Source organism: Sphaerisporangium cinnabarinum (assembly GCF_055567015.1).
Genome location: NZ_JBVHRG010000003.1, coordinates 347,718 through 364,246 on the forward strand (window position 1 = coordinate 347,718; position 16,529 = coordinate 364,246).

15 protein-coding genes are annotated in these 16,529 nt (G+C 72.9%); 1 reads left to right on the plus strand and 14 read right to left on the minus strand.

Annotated elements, in window-relative coordinates:
* Nucleotides 1-20 precede the first annotated feature (20 nt).
* From gcl to ACZ4MO_RS07195, 7 genes are all read right to left on the minus strand, one after another.
* Entirely contained in the window at nucleotides 21-1,796 is a 1,776-nt protein-coding gene (gcl, locus tag ACZ4MO_RS07165) for a glyoxylate carboligase (protein ID WP_175008238.1), read from the minus strand.
* Nucleotides 1,797-1,840: 44 nt separating this feature from the next.
* Nucleotides 1,841-2,725 (minus strand): 2-hydroxy-3-oxopropionate reductase, encoded by an 885-nt coding sequence (locus ACZ4MO_RS07170; protein ID WP_021481126.1) that lies wholly within the window; start codon nucleotides 2,723-2,725, stop codon nucleotides 1,841-1,843.
* 86 nt (nucleotides 2,726-2,811) lie between these two features.
* Entirely contained in the window at nucleotides 2,812-3,618 is an 807-nt protein-coding gene (locus ACZ4MO_RS07175; protein WP_175008237.1) for a TIM barrel protein, read from the minus strand.
* Nucleotides 3,619-3,818: 200 nt separating this feature from the next.
* Entirely contained in the window at nucleotides 3,819-4,649 is an 831-nt protein-coding gene (locus ACZ4MO_RS07180) for a bifunctional allantoicase/(S)-ureidoglycine aminohydrolase (protein ID WP_175008236.1), read from the minus strand.
* An 80-nt stretch (nucleotides 4,650-4,729) separates the two neighbouring features.
* Nucleotides 4,730-6,079, minus strand: a complete 1,350-nt coding sequence (locus ACZ4MO_RS07185; RefSeq protein ID WP_175008235.1) for a DUF6986 family protein — start codon at nucleotides 6,077-6,079, stop codon at nucleotides 4,730-4,732.
* A complete protein-coding gene (gene aceB, locus ACZ4MO_RS07190; RefSeq protein ID WP_175008234.1) occupies nucleotides 6,079-7,725 on the minus strand; it encodes a malate synthase A in 1,647 nt (548 codons plus the stop codon). The genes ACZ4MO_RS07185 and aceB overlap by 1 nt, the downstream gene beginning before the upstream one ends.
* A gap of 44 nt (nucleotides 7,726-7,769) precedes the next feature.
* The gene (locus ACZ4MO_RS07195; protein WP_175008233.1) at nucleotides 7,770-9,266 is read right to left on the minus strand and encodes a malic enzyme-like NAD(P)-binding protein; all 1,497 of its coding nucleotides are present in this window, start codon (nucleotides 9,264-9,266) and stop codon (nucleotides 7,770-7,772) included.
* Between the two features lie 129 nt (nucleotides 9,267-9,395).
* On the opposite strand from ACZ4MO_RS07195, the gene ACZ4MO_RS07200 reads away from it, so the two are divergent.
* A complete protein-coding gene (locus ACZ4MO_RS07200; RefSeq protein WP_175008232.1) occupies nucleotides 9,396-10,205 on the plus strand; it encodes an IclR family transcriptional regulator domain-containing protein in 810 nt (269 codons plus the stop codon).
* Nucleotides 10,206-10,274: 69 nt separating this feature from the next.
* Here ACZ4MO_RS07200 and pucL read toward each other — a convergent pair whose 3' ends face one another.
* From pucL to gatC, 7 genes are all read right to left on the minus strand, one after another.
* A complete protein-coding gene (gene pucL / locus ACZ4MO_RS07205) occupies nucleotides 10,275-11,213 on the minus strand; it encodes a factor-independent urate hydroxylase (protein ID WP_175008231.1) in 939 nt (312 codons plus the stop codon).
* Between the two features lies 1 nt (nucleotide 11,214).
* Nucleotides 11,215-11,583 (minus strand): hydroxyisourate hydrolase, encoded by a 369-nt coding sequence (gene uraH, locus ACZ4MO_RS07210; protein WP_074809875.1) that lies wholly within the window; start codon nucleotides 11,581-11,583, stop codon nucleotides 11,215-11,217.
* Nucleotides 11,580-12,077, minus strand: a complete 498-nt coding sequence (uraD, locus tag ACZ4MO_RS07215) for a 2-oxo-4-hydroxy-4-carboxy-5-ureidoimidazoline decarboxylase (protein ID WP_175008230.1) — start codon at nucleotides 12,075-12,077, stop codon at nucleotides 11,580-11,582. Before uraD ends, uraH begins: the two co-directional genes overlap by 4 nt.
* A 255-nt stretch (nucleotides 12,078-12,332) precedes the next feature.
* Nucleotides 12,333-12,938, minus strand: coding sequence for a GNAT family N-acetyltransferase (locus ACZ4MO_RS07220; protein WP_175008229.1), 606 nt, complete (start codon nucleotides 12,936-12,938; stop codon nucleotides 12,333-12,335).
* 5 nt (nucleotides 12,939-12,943) lie between these two features.
* Nucleotides 12,944-14,449, minus strand: coding sequence for an Asp-tRNA(Asn)/Glu-tRNA(Gln) amidotransferase subunit GatB (gene gatB / locus ACZ4MO_RS07225; protein WP_175008228.1), 1,506 nt, complete (start codon nucleotides 14,447-14,449; stop codon nucleotides 12,944-12,946).
* Nucleotides 14,446-15,984, minus strand: coding sequence for an Asp-tRNA(Asn)/Glu-tRNA(Gln) amidotransferase subunit GatA (gatA, locus tag ACZ4MO_RS07230; RefSeq protein ID WP_043654206.1), 1,539 nt, complete (start codon nucleotides 15,982-15,984; stop codon nucleotides 14,446-14,448). The genes gatB and gatA overlap by 4 nt, the downstream gene beginning before the upstream one ends.
* 1 nt (nucleotide 15,985) lies before the next feature.
* A complete protein-coding gene (gene gatC / locus ACZ4MO_RS07235) occupies nucleotides 15,986-16,282 on the minus strand; it encodes an Asp-tRNA(Asn)/Glu-tRNA(Gln) amidotransferase subunit GatC (protein ID WP_034652217.1) in 297 nt (98 codons plus the stop codon).
* Nucleotides 16,283-16,529 lie beyond the last annotated feature (247 nt).

The window sequence follows — 16,529 nt, forward strand, 5'->3', positions numbered from 1 at the left end:
GCTCCCTGGGTGCGGCGTGCTCAGTCGAGCAGCGCGGTGGCGGTGGGGGCGTCCTCGGCCGAGATCGCGAGGTCCTCGAACTCGTTGACGCCCGTGAGCTCGACGCCCATGGCGATGTTCGTGACGCGCTCCAGGATGACCTCGACCACGACCGGCACGCGGAACTCCGCCGCCATGGCCTGCGCCTTCGCGAACGCCTCGCCGAGCCCCTCGGGGTCGGTCACGCGGATCGCCTTGCAGCCCAGGCCCTCGGCCACCTTGACGTGGTCGACGCCGTAGCCGCCCAGCTCGGGCGAGTTGACGTTCTCGAACGAGAGCTGGACGTGGTAGTCCATGTCGAAGGCCCGCTGCGCCTGGCGGATCAGGCCCAGGTAGGAGTTGTTCACGACGACGTGCACGTACGGCAGGTTGAACTGCGCGCCGACCGCGAGCTCCTCGATCATGAACTGGAAGTCGTAGTCGCCCGAGAGCGCGACGACCGGCTCGCCCGGCACGGCCTTCGCGACGCCGAGCGCCGCGGGGCCGGTCCAGCCCAGGGGTCCGGCCTGGCCCGCGTTGATCCAGTGCCGCGGCTGGTACACGTGGAGGAACTGCGCGCCGGCGATCTGCGAGAGCCCGATGGTCGTGACGTAGCGCGTCTCGGGGCCGAAGGCCTTGTTCATCTCCTCGTACACGCGCTGCGGCTTGATGGGGATCTCGGTGAAGTGCGTCTTGCGCTGCAGCGTCCGCTTGCGCTCGGCGCACTCAGCCGCCCAGCCCGCGTAGTCGCGCGCGCGGCCGGCGTCGCGGCGCTCGCGCGCCACCTCGACGAACAGCTCGAGGGCCGCCTTCGCGTCGGACACGATGCCGTAGTCGGGCGCGAACACGCGACCGATCTGCGTCGGCTCGATGTCGACGTGGACGAACGTGCGGCCCGCCCGGTACGTGTCGAGACCGCCCGTGTGGCGGTTGGCCCAGCGGTTGCCGATGCCGAGCACGAAGTCGGACGCGAGCAGGTTCGCGTTGCCGTAGCGGTGCGACGTCTGGAGCCCGGCCATGCCGGCCATGAGCGCGTGGTCGTCCGGGATCACGCCCCAGCCCATGAGCGTCGGGATGACGGGGACGCCGAGCGTCTCGGCGAGCTCGACGAGCAGGTCCTCGCCGCCCGCGTTGACGATGCCGCCGCCCGCGATGAGCAGCGGACGCTCCGCCGCGAGCAGCAGGTCGATCGCCTTCTCGGCCTGGGCGCGCGTCGCCGTCGGGCGGTGCACGGGCAACGGCTCGTAGGTCGCCGGGTCGAACTCGATCTCCGTGAGCTGCACGTCGATCGGAAGGTCGATGAGCACCGGCCCCGGGCGGCCCGAGCGCATGAGGTGGAACGCCTGCTGGAAGACCTGCGGCACCTGCCCGGCCTCGAGGACGGTCTTGGCCATCTTCGTCACCGGAGCGGCGATGCTCGCGATGTCGACGGCCTGGAAGTCCTCCTTGTCGAGCTTGGCGACCGGCGCCTGTCCCGTGATGCAGAGCATGGGGATCGAGTCGGCCCACGCGGCGTAGAGCCCGGTGATCATGTCGGTGCCCGCGGGGCCCGACGTGCCGATGCAGATGCCGATGTTCCCCGGCTTGGCACGGGAGTAGCCGTCGGCCATGTGCGACGCGCCCTCGACGTGGCGGGCGAGCACGTGGTCGATCCCGCCGTGCGCGAGCATCGCGGAGTAGAAGGGGTTGATGGCGGCGCCGGGCAGGCCGAAGGCCTGGGTCGCGCCCTCGATCTCGAGGATCGCCACTGCGGCGTCCACCGCACGCATACGAGGCATGGTTTCTCTCCTTGCTGGAGGTGACGTCGTCGTCAGGGGGAAGGTCAGGAGCCGTCGCGGCCGGACAGGCGCTCGACGCCGCGGAACAGGCCCGAGTGGTCGAGACCGCCGTCGCCGTTCGCGCGGGCGGACGCCATGAGCTGGGCGACGAGGCCGCCGAGCGGCGCGACGACGCCCGCCTCGCGGGCGGCGGCGGTGACGATGCCGAGGTCCTTGTGGTGGAGCTCGATCCGGAACCCGGGGCCGAAGTCGCGGTCGAGCATCTTGCGCGCCTTCTGGTTCAGCACCGCCGAGCCCGCGAGGCCGCCGCCGAGGACCTCGATCGCGGCCTCGGTGTCGACGCCGTACGCCTCGAGGAAGACGACCGCCTCGGCGAGCGCCTGGATGTTCGCGGCGACGATGAGCTGGTTCGCGGCCTTCACGGTCTGGCCGGAGCCGTTCGGGCCCACGTGCACGACCGTCTTGCCGACGACGTCGAGGAACGGCTTCGCCGCCTCGAAGTCCTCGGGCGTGCCGCCGACCATGATCGACAGCGCGGCGTTGATCGCGCCCGGCTCGCCCCCCGAGACGGGGGCGTCGACGATCCGCAGGCCCGCGTCCTTCGCCTGCTGCGCGAGCGCGACCGTGACGTCCGGGCGGATCGAGGAGAAGTCGACGACGAGCGCGCCCGGCTTCGCGTTCGCGAGGACGCCGTCGTCGCCGGTGAGCACCGCCTCCACGTCGGGCGAGTCCGGGACCATGATCGCGACGACGTCCGCGCCCGAGACCGCGTCGGCGACCGACGCGGCCGCGCGACCACCCGCCTCGACGAGCGGCGCGGTCTTCTCGGGGCTGCGGTTGTAGCCCGCGACGTCGTGCCCGGCGTTCTGCAGGTGGACGGCCATGGGGCTGCCCATGATGCCGAGTCCGATGAAGGCGATGGAGGCCATGGTGTGCTCCTCTGGGTGGTTCAGGTCGGGGGTCGGGGCGGCCGACGGACGGTCGGCGCGCGGCCGGTTGACGGCCGGGGGTCGCGTCAGCGCTCGGCGACGGGGAGCCACGCGAACGGGTCGGCGGCTGCGGTCTTGTACTCGAGGCCGATCCAGCCGTCGTAGCCGCCGGCGCGCAGGTCCTTGGTCCAGCGCTCGATCGGCAGGTCGCCCGTGCCGGGCTCGCCACGCCCTGGCGCGTCCGCGACCTGCACGTGCGCGATGCGGCCGCGGTAGGTCGACAGGGCCGCGTCGACGTCGTCGCCGTTCACGGCCAGGTGGTAGACGTCGAACAGGAGGCCGAGGTTCGTCTCGCCGTGGTCGGCGGCGACCCGGTCGATGACGCGCACGGCGTCGGCCGCCGTCTTCAGCGGGTACGCCGGCGCGCCGCTCACGGGCTCGACGAGCACCGTGCCGCCGATGCGACCCACCGCCCGGGCCGCGAGCGCGAGGTTCTCGGCGCCGAGCTCGTCCTGCACCTCGGGCGTCTCGTCCTCCTGGCGGTTGCCGTAGAGCGCGTTGAACGCGCGGCAGCCGGTGCGCTCCCCGATCGCGGTGACGACGTCGAGGTTCGCGCGCAGGTCGGCCGAGCGCGCGGGCCACGACACGAGACCACGGTCGCCGCCCGGCATGTTCCCGGCGTCGAAGTTCAGGCCGGTGAGCTGCACGCCCGCCGCCTCGATCACGCCGACGAACGCGTCGACCTCGTCGCGGGCTGGCGTGGGCGACGCGAACGGCCACCAGAACTCGACACCCCGGAACCCCGCCGCCGCGGCGGCGGCCGGCCGCTCGAGCAGCGGCAGGTCCGTGAGCAGGATCGAGCAGTTGACGGTGTACGTCGGTGCGGGGCTCATCGTCGTCTCCCTGGGTCCGTCCGCGTCTCGCTGCGTTGCGATTCCATTCTGCGGAACTTTTCTTCTGCTGTATGGAAGTGTAGGCACGGCACTCCTCGGGCGTCAACAGCGCTCGCCGTCGTCGACCTGGTGCGCACGGACGACGAAGGGCCCGGTCCCTCCAGGAGACCGGGCCCTTCGCGTGACGTCGACGACGGCCGTCAGCGCCGACGGTCGAGCCTGACCTGCCGGTTCACGTCCTTGTAGAGCAGGTAGCGGAACGGCTTGGGGCCGCCCGCGTAGCAGGCCTGCGGGCAGAACGCCCGGAGCCACATGAAGTCGCCCTCCTGCACCTCGACCCAGTCGCCGTTGAGGCGGTAGACCGCCTTGCCCTCGAGCACGTAGAGCCCGTGCTCCATGATGTGCGTCTCCGCGAACGGGATGGACCCGCCGGGCTGGAACGTCACGATGTTGACGTGCATGTCGTGCGCGAGGTCGTCGGGGTCGACGAACCGCGTCGTCACCCACACGCCGTCGGTGTCCGGCATCGCGCGCGGCTCGACGTCCTGCTCGCGCGTGACGAACGACGTCGCGGTGTGTCCCGGGATCGGCTCGTACACCTTGCGGATCCACTGGAACGCGGCCTTCGCGTCCGAGCGGTTGCGCAGCGCCCACCGCTCCCCCGCCGCCAGGTACGCGTACCCGCCCGGCTCCAGCACGTGCTCGACCCCGGCGAGCGTGAGCACGAGCGTGCCCTCGGTGACGAAGACGACGGACTGCACGGTCTCCTCGTCCTCGCCCTGGTCCGACCCGCCGCCGGGCGAGACCTCCATGACGTACTGCGCGAACGTCGTCGCGAAGCCCTCGATCGGCCGGGCGAGCACCCACAGCCGGGTCTTCTCCCAGCCGGGCAGGTTGCTGGTGACGATGTCGCGCAGCACGCCGCGCGGGATCACCGTGTACGCCTCGGTGACGATCGCACGGTCGGTGAGCAGCTCGGTCTGGCCGGGCAGGCCACCCTGCGGGGTGTAGTAGGGGGTGGTCTGGGTCATGGGGTCGCTCCTCGGAGGTCGTGGGCCGGGCCGGCGGCGGTGCCGCGGCGCCCGGCGGGGAGGGTGGGGAGGGCGGGCGCTCAGCCCGCGACGGGCTGCGGCGCGCGCCCGGAGACGCGGACCGCGTCGAGCCCGGCGCGGTCGAGCCCGGTCGCGGTGCGGACCTCGGCCTCGGTGAGCGCGCCGCAGTCGACGCCGCGGCCGAGGAACCAGGCCATCGCCTTCGCGGTGGCCGGCTCGTCGAGGACGCCCCCGCCGTCGGGCACGAACCCGACGTACGCCGCGAGGCGCGCGAGCGCCGACGCCGCCCCCTCGCGGTAGAACGCGTAGGTCGCGGCGAACCGGCTCGGGAGCTGCGCGGGGTGCAGGTCCCAACCCTGGTAGTAGCCACGCTCGAGCGAGCGGCGCACGAGCCGTCCGTGCAGGCGCCACGCCGCGTCGACGGCCTGGGGGTCGCCGACGGGCAGGACGTTGGTCGACCCGTCCGACAGCCGCACGCCCGTGCCCGCGACGGCGAGCTGCATGACCGACTTCGCGTGGTCGGCCGCGGGGTGCTCCATCGACTGGTAGGCCGCGGCGATGCCGAGCGACGCCGAGTAGTCGTACGTGCCGTAGTGCAGCGCCGTGACGCGGCCCGGCGCGGCGTGCACGAGGCGCGCGACCGTCGCCGTGCCGTCGGCCGCGAGCAGCGCCTGCGGCGTCTCGACCTGGACCTCGAACCGCAGGGTGCCCGGTTCGAGGCCGTTCGCGTCCTCGACGTGCTCGCACGCGCGCGCCATCGCCTCGACCTGCTGCGGGGCCGTGACCTTGGCGAGCGTCACGACGAACCCGTCCGGCAGGGCGCGGGGCGCGCCGGCCGCGGCGCGGCCCGCGACGAGCTCCGCGACGAACAGCGCGAGGGTGCGCACGCCGCGTCGGCGCGTCGCCTCCTCGAGGCACTTGATCCGGATGCCCGCGAACGGCGTCGCGGTGCCCTGCGCCTCGGCCCGGGCGAGCTCGCGCGCCGCGGCGATCACCGCGGCGTCCTCCGCCGCGTCGCCGCGGTCGCCGAACCCGTCCTCGAAGTCGATCCGGAGGTCCTCGATCGCCTCGACCGCGAGCTTCGCGCTCACGCGCTCCGCGACGGCGTCCGCGAGGTCGCCCCCGGCCCCCTCCCCGACGCCCAGCAGATCCACGAGCCGGCGCACGCCGCCCGCGCCGTCGACCGCATCGCGCGCCCGGGCCGCCCACTCCGGCGCGAGGCCGGCCGCGTACCGGTCGCCGGGCACGTAGACGGTGTGCACGGGCTGGCGCGAGCCGTCGTCGCCCGGGTAGCGGGCCGCGAGCTCGGCGTCCCAGGGCGCGAGCAGCCCGTCGAGCGACGCGTGCAGCGCCGCCACGCCGTCCTCGCTGAAGCCGCGGACGGAGCCCGCCTCACCTCCGGCCGGCATCAGGACGCGTCCCGCTCGTGCGCGACGACGTCCTCGTACGCGGGCAGCGTGAGGAAGTCGACGTAGTGCTCGTTGAGCGCGATGTCCTCGACGAGCGCCGCCGCCCGGTCGTACGGCCCGGCGTCGTAGGCCTCGTGCCCGACGTCGTCGCGCAGCCGCGCGGTCTCCTCGCGCAGGAGCGTGCGGACCAGGTCGGCGGTGACGGTCGTGCCCGCGCTCTCGCCCGCGGTGAACGACGCGCCCGAGCGCACCCACTGCCACACCTGCGAGCGCGAGATCTCCGCGGTCGCGGCGTCCTCCATGAGGTTGTGGATCGCGACCGCACCGTTGCCCGCGAGCCACGCCGCGACGTACGCGACGGACACGTACAGGTTGTTGCGCAGCCCGGCCTCGGTGACGTCGCCCTGCGCGGAGGCCACGTCGAGCAGCTGGTCGGCCGTGACGTGGACGTCGGGGCGCTGCCGGTCGAGCTGGTTGGGGCGCTCGCCCAGCACGCCGTCGAACACCTCGCGGCACACCGGCACGAGGTCCGGGTGCGCGACCCACGACCCGTCGAAGCCGTCGCCGGCCTCGCGCTGCTTGTCGGCGCGCACCTTCTCGAACGCCTGGGCGGTGACCTCGGGCTCACGACGGTTCGGGATGACGGCCGCCATGCCACCCATCGCGAACGCGCCGCGCCGGTGGCACGTCTGCACGAGCAGCTCGGTGTACGCGCGCATGAACGGCGCGGTCATCGTGATCGACCCGCGGTCGGGCAGCGTGAACGACGGCCCGGAGTCGCGGAAGTACTTGATCACGGAGAACAGGTAGTCCCAGCGGCCGGCGTTGAGCCCGGACGCGTGGTCGCGCAGCTCGTAGAGGATCTCGTCCATCTCGAACGCGGCCGGGATCGTCTCGATGAGGACCGTCGCACGGATCGTCCCGTGCGGGATGCCCAGCGCCTGCTCCGCGTGCGTGAAGACCTCGTCCCACAGGCGTGCCTCGAGGTACGACTCCATCTTCGGCAGGTAGTAGTACGGCCCGGAGCCGCGCGCGACGAGCTCCGCCGCGTTGTGGAAGAAGTGCAGCCCGAAGTCGACGAGCGCGCCCACGGCGGGCGTCCCGTCCACGGTGAGGTGCACCTCGTCGAAGTGCCAGCCGCGGGGCCGCACGACCATGACGGCGAGCGGGTCGTCGTCGGTCTCGGGACGCAGCGCGTACTGCTTGCCCTCGGGCGACGTGAACGCGAGCGTGCGGCGCGTCGCGTCGTGCAGGGCGACCTGGCCCCCGACGACGTTGCTCCAGTGCGGCGTCGACGCGTCCTCGAGGTCGGCGAGCCAGACCTTCGCGCCCGAGTTGAGGGCGTTGATCGCCATCTTGGGCGTCGGGGGCCCGGTGATCTCGACGCGGCGGTCCCGGAGGTCCGCGGGTGCGCCGGCGACCGTCCAGTCCCCCGCGCGCACGTCGGCGGTCTCGGGCAGGAAGTCGAGGCGACCCGTGCGGGCGACCTGCTCGCGGCGCTCGGCCCGCGCGACGAGCAGCTCGTCGCGCCGGGCGCCGAACCGGCGCTGCAGGTCGGCGACGAGCTCGAGCGCGCCGGGGGTGAGGATCTCGTCGGACCGCTCGACGGCGGGTCCGTGGACGGCGACGGCCGTGGTGGTGGTCATGGTGGTGTCCTTTCTGCGGGGCGGGCCGGGCTGACGAGGGTGCGTCAGGACCGGGCTGCCGACCCGACGTGGTGGCCCGACGTGCTGCTCCCCTGAGCCTGGCCCGCGCGGTCGCGCTCCGCGACCTCGGCGACGGCGCGCGCGACGGCCGTCGAGACGGCCGGCTCGAAGACGCTCGGGACGATGTAGCTCGCGCTGAGCTCCTCGGGCGCGACGGCGTCGGCGATGGCGACGGCCGCGGCGCGCAGCATCTCGTCGGTGATCTCGCTCGCGCCGACGTCCAGCAGGCCGCGGAAGAGGCCCGGGAAGGCGAGCACGTTGTTGATCTGGTTCGGGTAGTCGCTCCGGCCCGTGGCGACGACCGTCGCGTGCTGCGCGGCGGCGATCGGGTCGACCTCCGGCGTCGGGTTGGCCAGCGCGAAGACGATCGCGTCGTCGGCCATGGTCGCGACGTCGTCGCCCGTGAGGATGTTCGGACCCGAGACACCGACGAAGACGTCGGCCCCGGCCAAGCCCTCGCGCAGCGTGCCCGTGAAGCCCTCGGGGTTGGTCGTCTCCGCCAGACGACGGCGGTGCTCGTCGGTGAGGCTCGCACCGGGGTGGATCGCACCCTGGCGGTCGAACGCGACGATGTTCCGCGCACCCTGGCCCTGGAGCAGCGCGATGATCGCGTTGCCCGCGGCGCCGACCCCGGAGACGACGATGCGCACGTCCTCGATGGCCTTGCCGACCACGCGCAGCGCGTTCGTCAGCGCCGCGAGCACGACGATCGCCGTGCCGTGCTGGTCGTCGTGGAACACGGGGATGTCGAGCTCCTCGCGCAGGCGGCGCTCGATCTCGAAGCAGCGGGGCGCGGAGATGTCCTCGAGGTTGATCCCGCCGTACACGGGTGCGATGGCCTTCACCGTGCGGATGATCTCCTCGGTGTCCGTCGTGTCGAGGCACACCGGCCAGGCGTCGACGCCCGCGAACTGCTTGAACAGCGCGGCCTTGCCCTCCATGACGGGCAGCGCGGCGGCGGGACCGATGTCGCCGAGGCCGAGGACGGCGGTGCCGTCCGTCACGACCGCGACCGTGTTGCGCTTGACCGTCAGGCGGCGCGCGTCCTCGGGCCGCTCCGCGATGGCGAGGCACACGCGCGCCACGCCCGGCGTGTAGGCGCGGGCCAGGTCGGCGCGGTGGCGCAGCGGCACCTTGGGGTTGACCTCGAGCTTGCCGCCGAGGTGCATGAGGAACGTCGCGTCGCTCACGTGCCGCACGGTGAGACCGTCGAGCGCACCCAGTGCGTCCCGGATGCGCTCCACGTGCGCGGCGTCGACGGTGTCGGCCGTGATGTCGACGACGAGGCGGTCCGCCCCCGACTCCGAGACGTCGACGCCCGTGATCGAGGCGCCCGTCGCGCTCACCGCCGCGACGAGGTCGCTCGCCGTGCGGTGACCGCTCGGGGCCTCGACGCGGAGCGTGATGGAGTAGCTCGGGCTGGTCGCGGCGCTCTTCGCCGTCGCGGCCTGCGTCTCCAGGGCCTTCGTCTCGGACGTCATGTTCGTTCCTTCTTCTCGTATGCTGATGCGTGTCTTCCGTGATGCGGAAGGGAGCGCGGGAGGTTCCCGCACTGCTCAGGCGAGGTGCGCCCGCCGTCGGGCGGCACCTGGTGGACAGGAGATGGTGAGATGGCCGAGACCTCGGCGACGGAGCCGACGGAGACCGCCCCGAGCACCAGGCCGGCGAAGCCGGCCGGGGGCGTGCAGTCCGTGGACCGCGCGATCGAGCTGCTCGAGCTGCTCGCCGACTTCGGCGGCGAGTCCGGCCTGAGCGAGCTCGCGCAGCACGCGGGCCTCCCGCTGCCGACGATCCACCGCCTGCTCCGCACGCTGCTCGCCCAGGGCTACGTGCGCCAGACGCCGTCGCGGCGGTACACCCTCGGCCCGCGCCTCATCCGGCTCGGCGAGTCGGCGGGCCGCCAGCTCGGCGCGGGTGCCCGCCCCTACCTCGAGCGCCTCGCCCACGACCTCGGCGAGTCGGCGAACCTCGCGATGATCGACCGCGACATGGCGGTCTACGTCGCCCAGGCGTCGTCGAGCCACTCGATGCGGATGTTCACCGAGGTGGGCCGGCGCGTCTACACGCACTGCACGGGCGTCGGCAAGGCGGTCCTCGCCCAGCTCCCCGACCAGACGGTGCGCGAGATCATGGGCCGCGTCGGCATGCCGCCCGCGACGGACCAGTCGATCACCGACGTCGACGCGCTCCTCGCGGAGCTCGCCGCGACCCGCGAGCGCGGGTACGCGATCGACGACGGCGAGCAGGAGCTCGGCGTGCGCTGCTTCGCCGTCGCGGTGCCCGACGCCCCGACCCCCACCGCGCTGTCCGTCTCCGGGCCTGCGGCTCGCGTGACGTACGAGTTCGGCGAGCACGCGGTCCCGGTGCTGCACCGCGTCGCGAGCGAGCTCACGCGCGAGCTCATCACCGCGGCGCCCTGACGCGGGCGCGCCCTGCCGGACCGCGGGCGCACCGCGGCCGGGCAGGGCGCGTCCGTCCGTCATGTCGGCTCAGCAGAACCCGGTGACGGTCGCCCAGGCGCGCGGCTCGGCCGGGACGTCCTCACGCAGGACGGTCGCCTCGATGAGGCCGTACGGGCGGTCGGCCGCGTAGAAGACCTCGTTCGGGTTGTCGAGGCCGAACGGCGCCAGGTCCACGAGGAAGTGGTGCTTGTTCGGCATCGAGAACTTGATCTCCGCGATCTCGGGGACGGCCTCCAGGACCGCCTTGCCCATCGCGAAGAGCGTCTGCTGGAGCGCCAGCGAGTGCGTCGTCGCGAACGCCTCGAGCTGGATCGCGCGGACCTTCGCGTACACCGCGTCGAAGTCGACGTCCGTCGTGGTGTAGCGCCAGCGCGAGGTGACCGACGTCGCGAGGATGCGGTCGTCGGTCTCCACGAGCGTCGTGTAGCGGTCGCGCGGGAACCCGTGGAACTCCGAGCCCGTCGACTTGAGGACGACGAGGTCCGTGAGGCCCGAGACGACGAAGACCTCGTCGCCGTCGCGCTGGACGACCGTCGTCCGCGTCTCCTGGTTGTTGCGCACGAACGCGTGGTCGTGCTCGCCGTCCGAGGTCTCGATGCGGTTCCAGGAGTACTGCTCGATCTCCCAGCGCCCGCCCTCGATCCACTCGAAGTCCTCGACGAAGTGCTGCCCGAGGCGGATCGCGAAGTCCTCGATCGCGCCGACGCCGTCACGGGCGAACGCGAAGATCGTGTTCTTCTGCGTGTCGGTCGCGACGCACCGGGAGTTGTCCCCCTCGCGGTGCGTGGCCTCCTGCCCGCCCCGCAGCTGCGAGGAGACGTTGACGTCCGTGATCTCGTGGCGGGGCGTGGAGCGGTCGACGCGCACGAGGCGCACCTCCGCCTTGCCCCACTGGTTGTCGCCCAGGACGATGGCCCCGCTGCTCTGCGTGGCCGCCGACTGCTCGGCAGTCGTGGTGGTGCTCATGTCAGCTCCCTCGATAGGTCGAGTAGGCGAACGGGCTGAGCAGGACGGGGACGTGGTAGTGCTGCTCGGCGCTCGCCACCCGGAAGACGACGACGACCTCCGGGTAGAAGGACACGGTGTCTCGCCGGTCGAAGTACTCGGCCGTGTCGAACACGAGCCGGTACGTACCGGGGACGAGGGTCTCGGGCCCGAGCTCGGGCACGCGACCGTCGTCGTTCGTGCGGGAGGACGCCACCAGGGACCAGCCCTGCCCCGTCGTCCCCTCCGCGATCTCCGGAGCCGCCTCCAGGCGGACGGTGATCCCCTCGGCGGGCCTACCGCTGGCCGCGTCGAGTACGTGCGTGGTGATGTGGCTGGCGTGGGTGCTCATGCCGTCAGCATTCCCTTCAGCCGCAGCGCGGCGATCTCGCGCAGGTTGCGGGCGGCGTTCGCCCGCTCGGTCTCGGCGTCGTTGCCCAGCCGCTCGGTGAGCTGCTCGAGGATCTCCTCGGCGCTGCGCCCGGCGGCCCGGACGAGGAACACGTGGCCGAACCGCTCCTCGTACGCGCGGTTCCCCTCGACGAGGCGACGTGCCACGTCGCCGTCGGAGGTGTCGACGCCGGCCTGCTCGGAGCGCGACATGCTCGCGTCCGCCGCCTGCCCCTCGGCACGCTCGCCGATCCGGGGGTGGCGCGCCAGGGCCGAGTCGATCTCGTCGTCCGTCCACGGGTCGGCGGCGGCGAGCGCCGCCGCGGCGGCGTCGTCCACGGTCGCGTACGGGCGACCGGCCGCGACCTCCTCGGCCCACCGGCCCACGTGGGCGCACGCGAGGAGCGCGTCCCGCGCCTCGTCCGGCGACCACCGGTTGAACTCGTCCAGCGTCATCGCTGCGTTCCCTCTCGACGACCGGGTCGAGCGGCATGGCCGCGACCTTCGGAGTGGATTCCACATCTCGGAAGTTTGTTTCCGTCTTATGAATGTACGTCGTGGGCTGGGTGATGTCAACCACGACGACGCTCGGGGACCGGGCGGCGAGCCTCGCCCACCGGACGCCCTGGGCGCCGGGGACGACGAAGGGCCCGGCAGCGGATGCTGCCGGGCCCTTCGTGCGGTCGTGCGCGTGCGTCGTCCGCGGACGGCTCAGGGTGCGCCGAGCCCAGCCCGGAACTCGTCCTCGAGGATGCTCATGACGGTGGCGTCCGCCCACCCGTCGCCGTCGCGGTAGACGTCGCGCAGGCGACCCTCCTCGCGGAAGCCGAGCGACTCGTAGAGCATCCGCGCGCGGGGGTTGATGCTCAGCACGTCGAGGCTCACGCGGTGCAGGCGCGGTCCCTCGTGCCGGACGCCGTCCACGTCCGTCGACCCCTCGAACGCGAACCGGAGCACCTCGAAGATCGCCTCGCGACCGTAGCCGCGCCCGCGGTAGTTCGGGAGCAGCGCGAGCCGCAGGTTCGCCGAGCGCGCGTGCTCGTCGAGGTCGTTGAGCACGATCTCCCCGATCAGCTCGTCGCTCACCGGCTGCCCGTCACGCACCGCGCCCGGCGTGATGGCCCAGTCGTACCGGCCGTCCCGGTCGCTGACGGTCGCCGCCCACTCGTCGATCTGGTCGCGCGTGAAGGTCTCCGTCGTCCCCGTGAGGCGGTTCGCCTCCGGGTCCTGCAGCGACTCCCACATGCGGTCCGCGTCCCGCGCCTCGATCGGGCGCAGGCGCACCATCTCCCCCAGGACGACCGGTCCGCGCGTCACGGCGGTCAGCCGATCCGCTCGAGGACGAGCTCGCGCACGCGGCCTGCGTCCGCCTGGCCGCGGGTCGCCTTCATGACGGCGCCGATGATCGCGCCGACCGGCCCGAGGTTCCCGCCCCGGACCTTCTCCACGATGTCCGGCTGCGCGGCCAGCGCCTCGTCGATCGCGGCGAGCAGCGCGCCGTCGTCGGAGACGACCTCGAGGCCTCGGGCGGTGACGACGGCCTCCGGGTCCCCCTCGCCGGCGAGGACGCCGTCGAGGACCTGGCGCGCGAGCTTGTCGTTGATCCGGCCCGCGTCGACGAGGCCCTGCAGCGCGGCGATCTGCGCGGGCGTGACGGGCAGCGCCTCGAGCACCACCTCGTCCTGCTTGGCGCGGCGCGCGAGCTCGCCCATCCACCACTTGCGCGCACCGGCCGGGCTGGTGCCCGCGGCGACGGTGGCCTCGATGAGGTCGAGCGCGCCCGCGTTCACGACGTCGCGCATCTCGGCGTCCGCGTAGCCCCACTCCCCCTGGAGCCGACGACGACGCGCGACGGGGAGCTCGGGGAGCCCCGCACGGATCTCCTCGATCCACTCGCGCGGCGGCGCGATCGGGACGAGGTCGGGCTCCGGGAAGTACCGGTAGTCCTCCGCGTCCGACTTCACGCGGCCCGACGTCGTGATGCCGGTGTCCTCGTGCCAGTGCCGCGTCTCCTGGATCACCGTGCCGCCCGCGTCGAGCACGGCGGCCTGACGGGACACCTCGTAGCGCACGGCGCGCTCGACGGAACGGAACGAGTTGACGTTCTTCGTCTCGGTGCGCGTGCCGAGCGGCGACTCGGGCGTCGGGCGCAGCGACAGGTTCACGTCCGCCCGGACGTTGCCACGCTCCATGCGGGCCTCGGACACGTCGAGCGCCCGGAAGATGTCGCGCAGGGTCTGCACGTACGCGCGCGCGACCTCGGGGGCGCGGTCGCCCGCGCCCGTGATCGGCCGCGTGACGATCTCGACGAGCGGGATGCCGGCGCGGTTGTAGTCGACGAGCGAGTACTCGGCACCGTGGATGCGGCCGGTCGCTCCACCCACGTGGGTGTTCTTGCCGGCGTCCTCCTCCATGTGCGCACGCTCGATCTCGACGCGGAACACGGTCCCGTCCTCGAGCTCGACGTCGATCCACCCGTCGTAGGCGATGGGCTCGTCGTACTGGGACGTCTGGAAGTTCTTCGGGACGTCCGGGTAGAAGTAGTTCTTGCGCGCGAACCGGCACGTCTCGGCGATCTGGCAGTTGAGCGCGAGACCGATGCGGATCGCGTACTCGACGGCCTTGCCGTTGACGACCGGCAGGGCGCCCGGGAGCCCGAGCGAGACCGGGGTCACCTGGGTGTTCGGCTCGGCGCCGAAGCTCACCTCGGCCGGGCAGAACATCTTGGTCAGCGTGCCGAGCTCGACGTGCACCTCGATCCCGATGACGGGGTCGTAACGGCGCGTGGCGTCGGCGTAGTCGACGAGGTCGACGGTCGTGGTGGTCATCCGACCTGGCCCTCCTGTGCGTTCGTGGCCGTGGGCAGCGCGGGCGCGCGGTCGAGCAGCGGGCCGCCCCACGAGCCGACCAGGGCGGCCTCGAGCGCGGCGCCCACCCGGTACATGCGGTCGTCGGCCTTGGCCGGCGCGAGGATCTGGAACCCGACGGGCAGGCCGTCGTCCGACAGGCCCGACGGCACCGACATCCCCGGGACCCCCGCGAGGTTCGCGGGGATCGTCGCGACGTCGTTGAGGTACATGGCGAGCGGGTCGTCGAGCTTCTCGCCGAACCGGAACGCCGTCGTCGGGGCCGTCGGCGAGACGAGGACGTCCGCGTGCTCGAAGGCCGCGGCGAAGTCCCGCTGGATGAGCGTGCGGACCTTCTGTGCGCTGCCGTAGTACGCGTCGTAGTAGCCCGCCGAGAGCGCGTAGGTGCCGAGGATGATGCGGCGCTTCACCTCGTCGCCGAAGCCCGCCCCGCGCGTGGCGGCCATGACGCGCTCCGCGGTCACGGGGCCCTCCTCGGGCTCCACGCGCAGGCCGAAGCGCATGCCGTCGAACTTCGCGAGGTTGCTCGACGCCTCCGACGGCATGATCAGGTAGTACGCGCCGAGCGCGTACTCGAAGTGGGGGCAGGAGACCTCCACGATCTCCGCGCCGAGCCCGCGCAGGAGATCGAGCGACTGCGCGAACCGCGCGCTCACGCCCTCCTGGTAGCCCTCGCCCGTGAGCTCCTTGACGACACCGACACGCAGGCCGGACAGGTCGCCCGTCGCACCCTGCACCGCGGCGTCGACGAGCGCCGGCCCGCGGCCGGGGATCGACGTGGAGTCGCGCGGGTCGTAGCCGCCGATGAGCTCGTGCAGCAGCGCGGCGTCGAGCACCGTGCGCGTGACGGGGCCCGCCTGGTCGAGCGAGGACGCCATCGCGATGAGCCCGTACCGGGAGACGCCGCCGTACGTCGGCTTCACGCCGACGGTCCCGGTCACGGCCCCGGGCTGACGGATGGAGCCGCCGGTGTCCGTGCCGATCGCGAGCGGGGCCTCGAACGCCGCCACCGCCGCCGCGGAGCCGCCGCCCGACCCGCCGGGGATCCGGTCGAGGTCCCACGGGTTCCGGGTGTTGCCGTAGGCGGAGTGCTCGGTCGACGAGCCCATGGCGAACTCGTCCATGTTCGTCTTGCCGAGGATCGGCAGGCCGGCGGCGCGGATCTTCTCGACGAGCGTCGCGTCGTACGGCGGCACCCAGCCCTCGAGGATCTTGGAGCCGGCCGTCGTCGGCATACCCTTCGTCACGACGACGTCCTTCACCGCGATCGGCACGCCGGCGAGCCGGTGCACCGGCTCGCCCGCGACGCGGCGGTCGTCGACCGAGCGGGCCGTGGCGAGCGCCTCGTCCGTGTTGACGTGGAGGAACGCGTTCACCGCGCCCTCGACCGCGCCGATCCGGTCCAGGTGCGCCTGGGTGGCCTCGACGCTCGAGAAGTCACGCGCCTCGAGCCCTTCGGCGAGCTCGGCTGCGGAGAGCCGTGTCAGGTCCGTCATCTCACTCCTCCCCGAGGATCTGCGGTACGGAGAACCGACCGTCCTCGGCCGCGGGCGCGGCCGCGAGCACGTCCTCGACGGGCAGCGGCGGCTCGGGGATGTCGTCGCGGAAGACGTTCGACATCGGGATCGGGTGGCTCGTCGCGGGGACGTCGGGCGTCGCGACCTCGCTGACCTTGGCGATGGCGTCGACGATCACGTCGAGCTCGCCGGAGAGCCGGTCCAGCTCCTCGGGTCGCAGATCGATGCGGGCCAGCGCGGCGACGCGCGCGACCTCGTCACGGGAGATGGTGGACATGCCCCCATTCTAGAGGGGACGCGCGCCGTGGCCCGCCTCCGGCGGGCGCGAAGCCCGACCGATCCCGTCCAGGCGAAGATGCGCTGGACCGACCGGTGCCGATGCGGCTGCGCGAGCCGTGACAGGTGCGTCCGTCGCGGTGTGTGGGGGTATGCGGAAATGCCGAAGGCCCACCCCGTGTGGGGTGGGCCTTCGGTGAAGGGTTGTCCGGCGGCGTCCTACTCTCCCACCCCGTCTCCAGGGCAGT

Bases quoted from the DNA above. Each gene is read 5' to 3' on its own strand.
- gcl (WP_175008238.1), bottom strand. From the start codon at position 1,796: ATGCCTCGTATGCGTGCGGTGGACGCCGCAGTGGCGATCCTCGAGATC.
- ACZ4MO_RS07170 (WP_021481126.1), bottom strand. From the start codon at position 2,725: ATGGCCTCCATCGCCTTCATCGGACTCGGCATCATGGGCAGCCCCATG.
- ACZ4MO_RS07175 (WP_175008237.1), bottom strand. From the start codon at position 3,618: ATGAGCCCCGCACCGACGTACACCGTCAACTGCTCGATCCTGCTCACG.
- ACZ4MO_RS07180 (WP_175008236.1), bottom strand. From the start codon at position 4,649: ATGACCCAGACCACCCCCTACTACACCCCGCAGGGTGGCCTGCCCGGC.
- ACZ4MO_RS07185 (WP_175008235.1), bottom strand. From the start codon at position 6,079: ATGCCGGCCGGAGGTGAGGCGGGCTCCGTCCGCGGCTTCAGCGAGGAC.
- aceB (WP_175008234.1), bottom strand. From the start codon at position 7,725: ATGACCACCACCACGGCCGTCGCCGTCCACGGACCCGCCGTCGAGCGG.
- ACZ4MO_RS07195 (WP_175008233.1), bottom strand. From the start codon at position 9,266: ATGACGTCCGAGACGAAGGCCCTGGAGACGCAGGCCGCGACGGCGAAG.
- ACZ4MO_RS07200 (WP_175008232.1), top strand. From the start codon at position 9,396: ATGGCCGAGACCTCGGCGACGGAGCCGACGGAGACCGCCCCGAGCACC.
- pucL (WP_175008231.1), bottom strand. From the start codon at position 11,213: ATGAGCACCACCACGACTGCCGAGCAGTCGGCGGCCACGCAGAGCAGC.
- uraH (WP_074809875.1), bottom strand. From the start codon at position 11,583: ATGAGCACCCACGCCAGCCACATCACCACGCACGTACTCGACGCGGCC.
- uraD (WP_175008230.1), bottom strand. From the start codon at position 12,077: ATGACGCTGGACGAGTTCAACCGGTGGTCGCCGGACGAGGCGCGGGAC.
- gatB (WP_175008228.1), bottom strand. From the start codon at position 14,449: ATGACCACCACGACCGTCGACCTCGTCGACTACGCCGACGCCACGCGC.
- gatA (WP_043654206.1), bottom strand. From the start codon at position 15,984: ATGACGGACCTGACACGGCTCTCCGCAGCCGAGCTCGCCGAAGGGCTC.
- gatC (WP_034652217.1), bottom strand. From the start codon at position 16,282: ATGTCCACCATCTCCCGTGACGAGGTCGCGCGCGTCGCCGCGCTGGCC.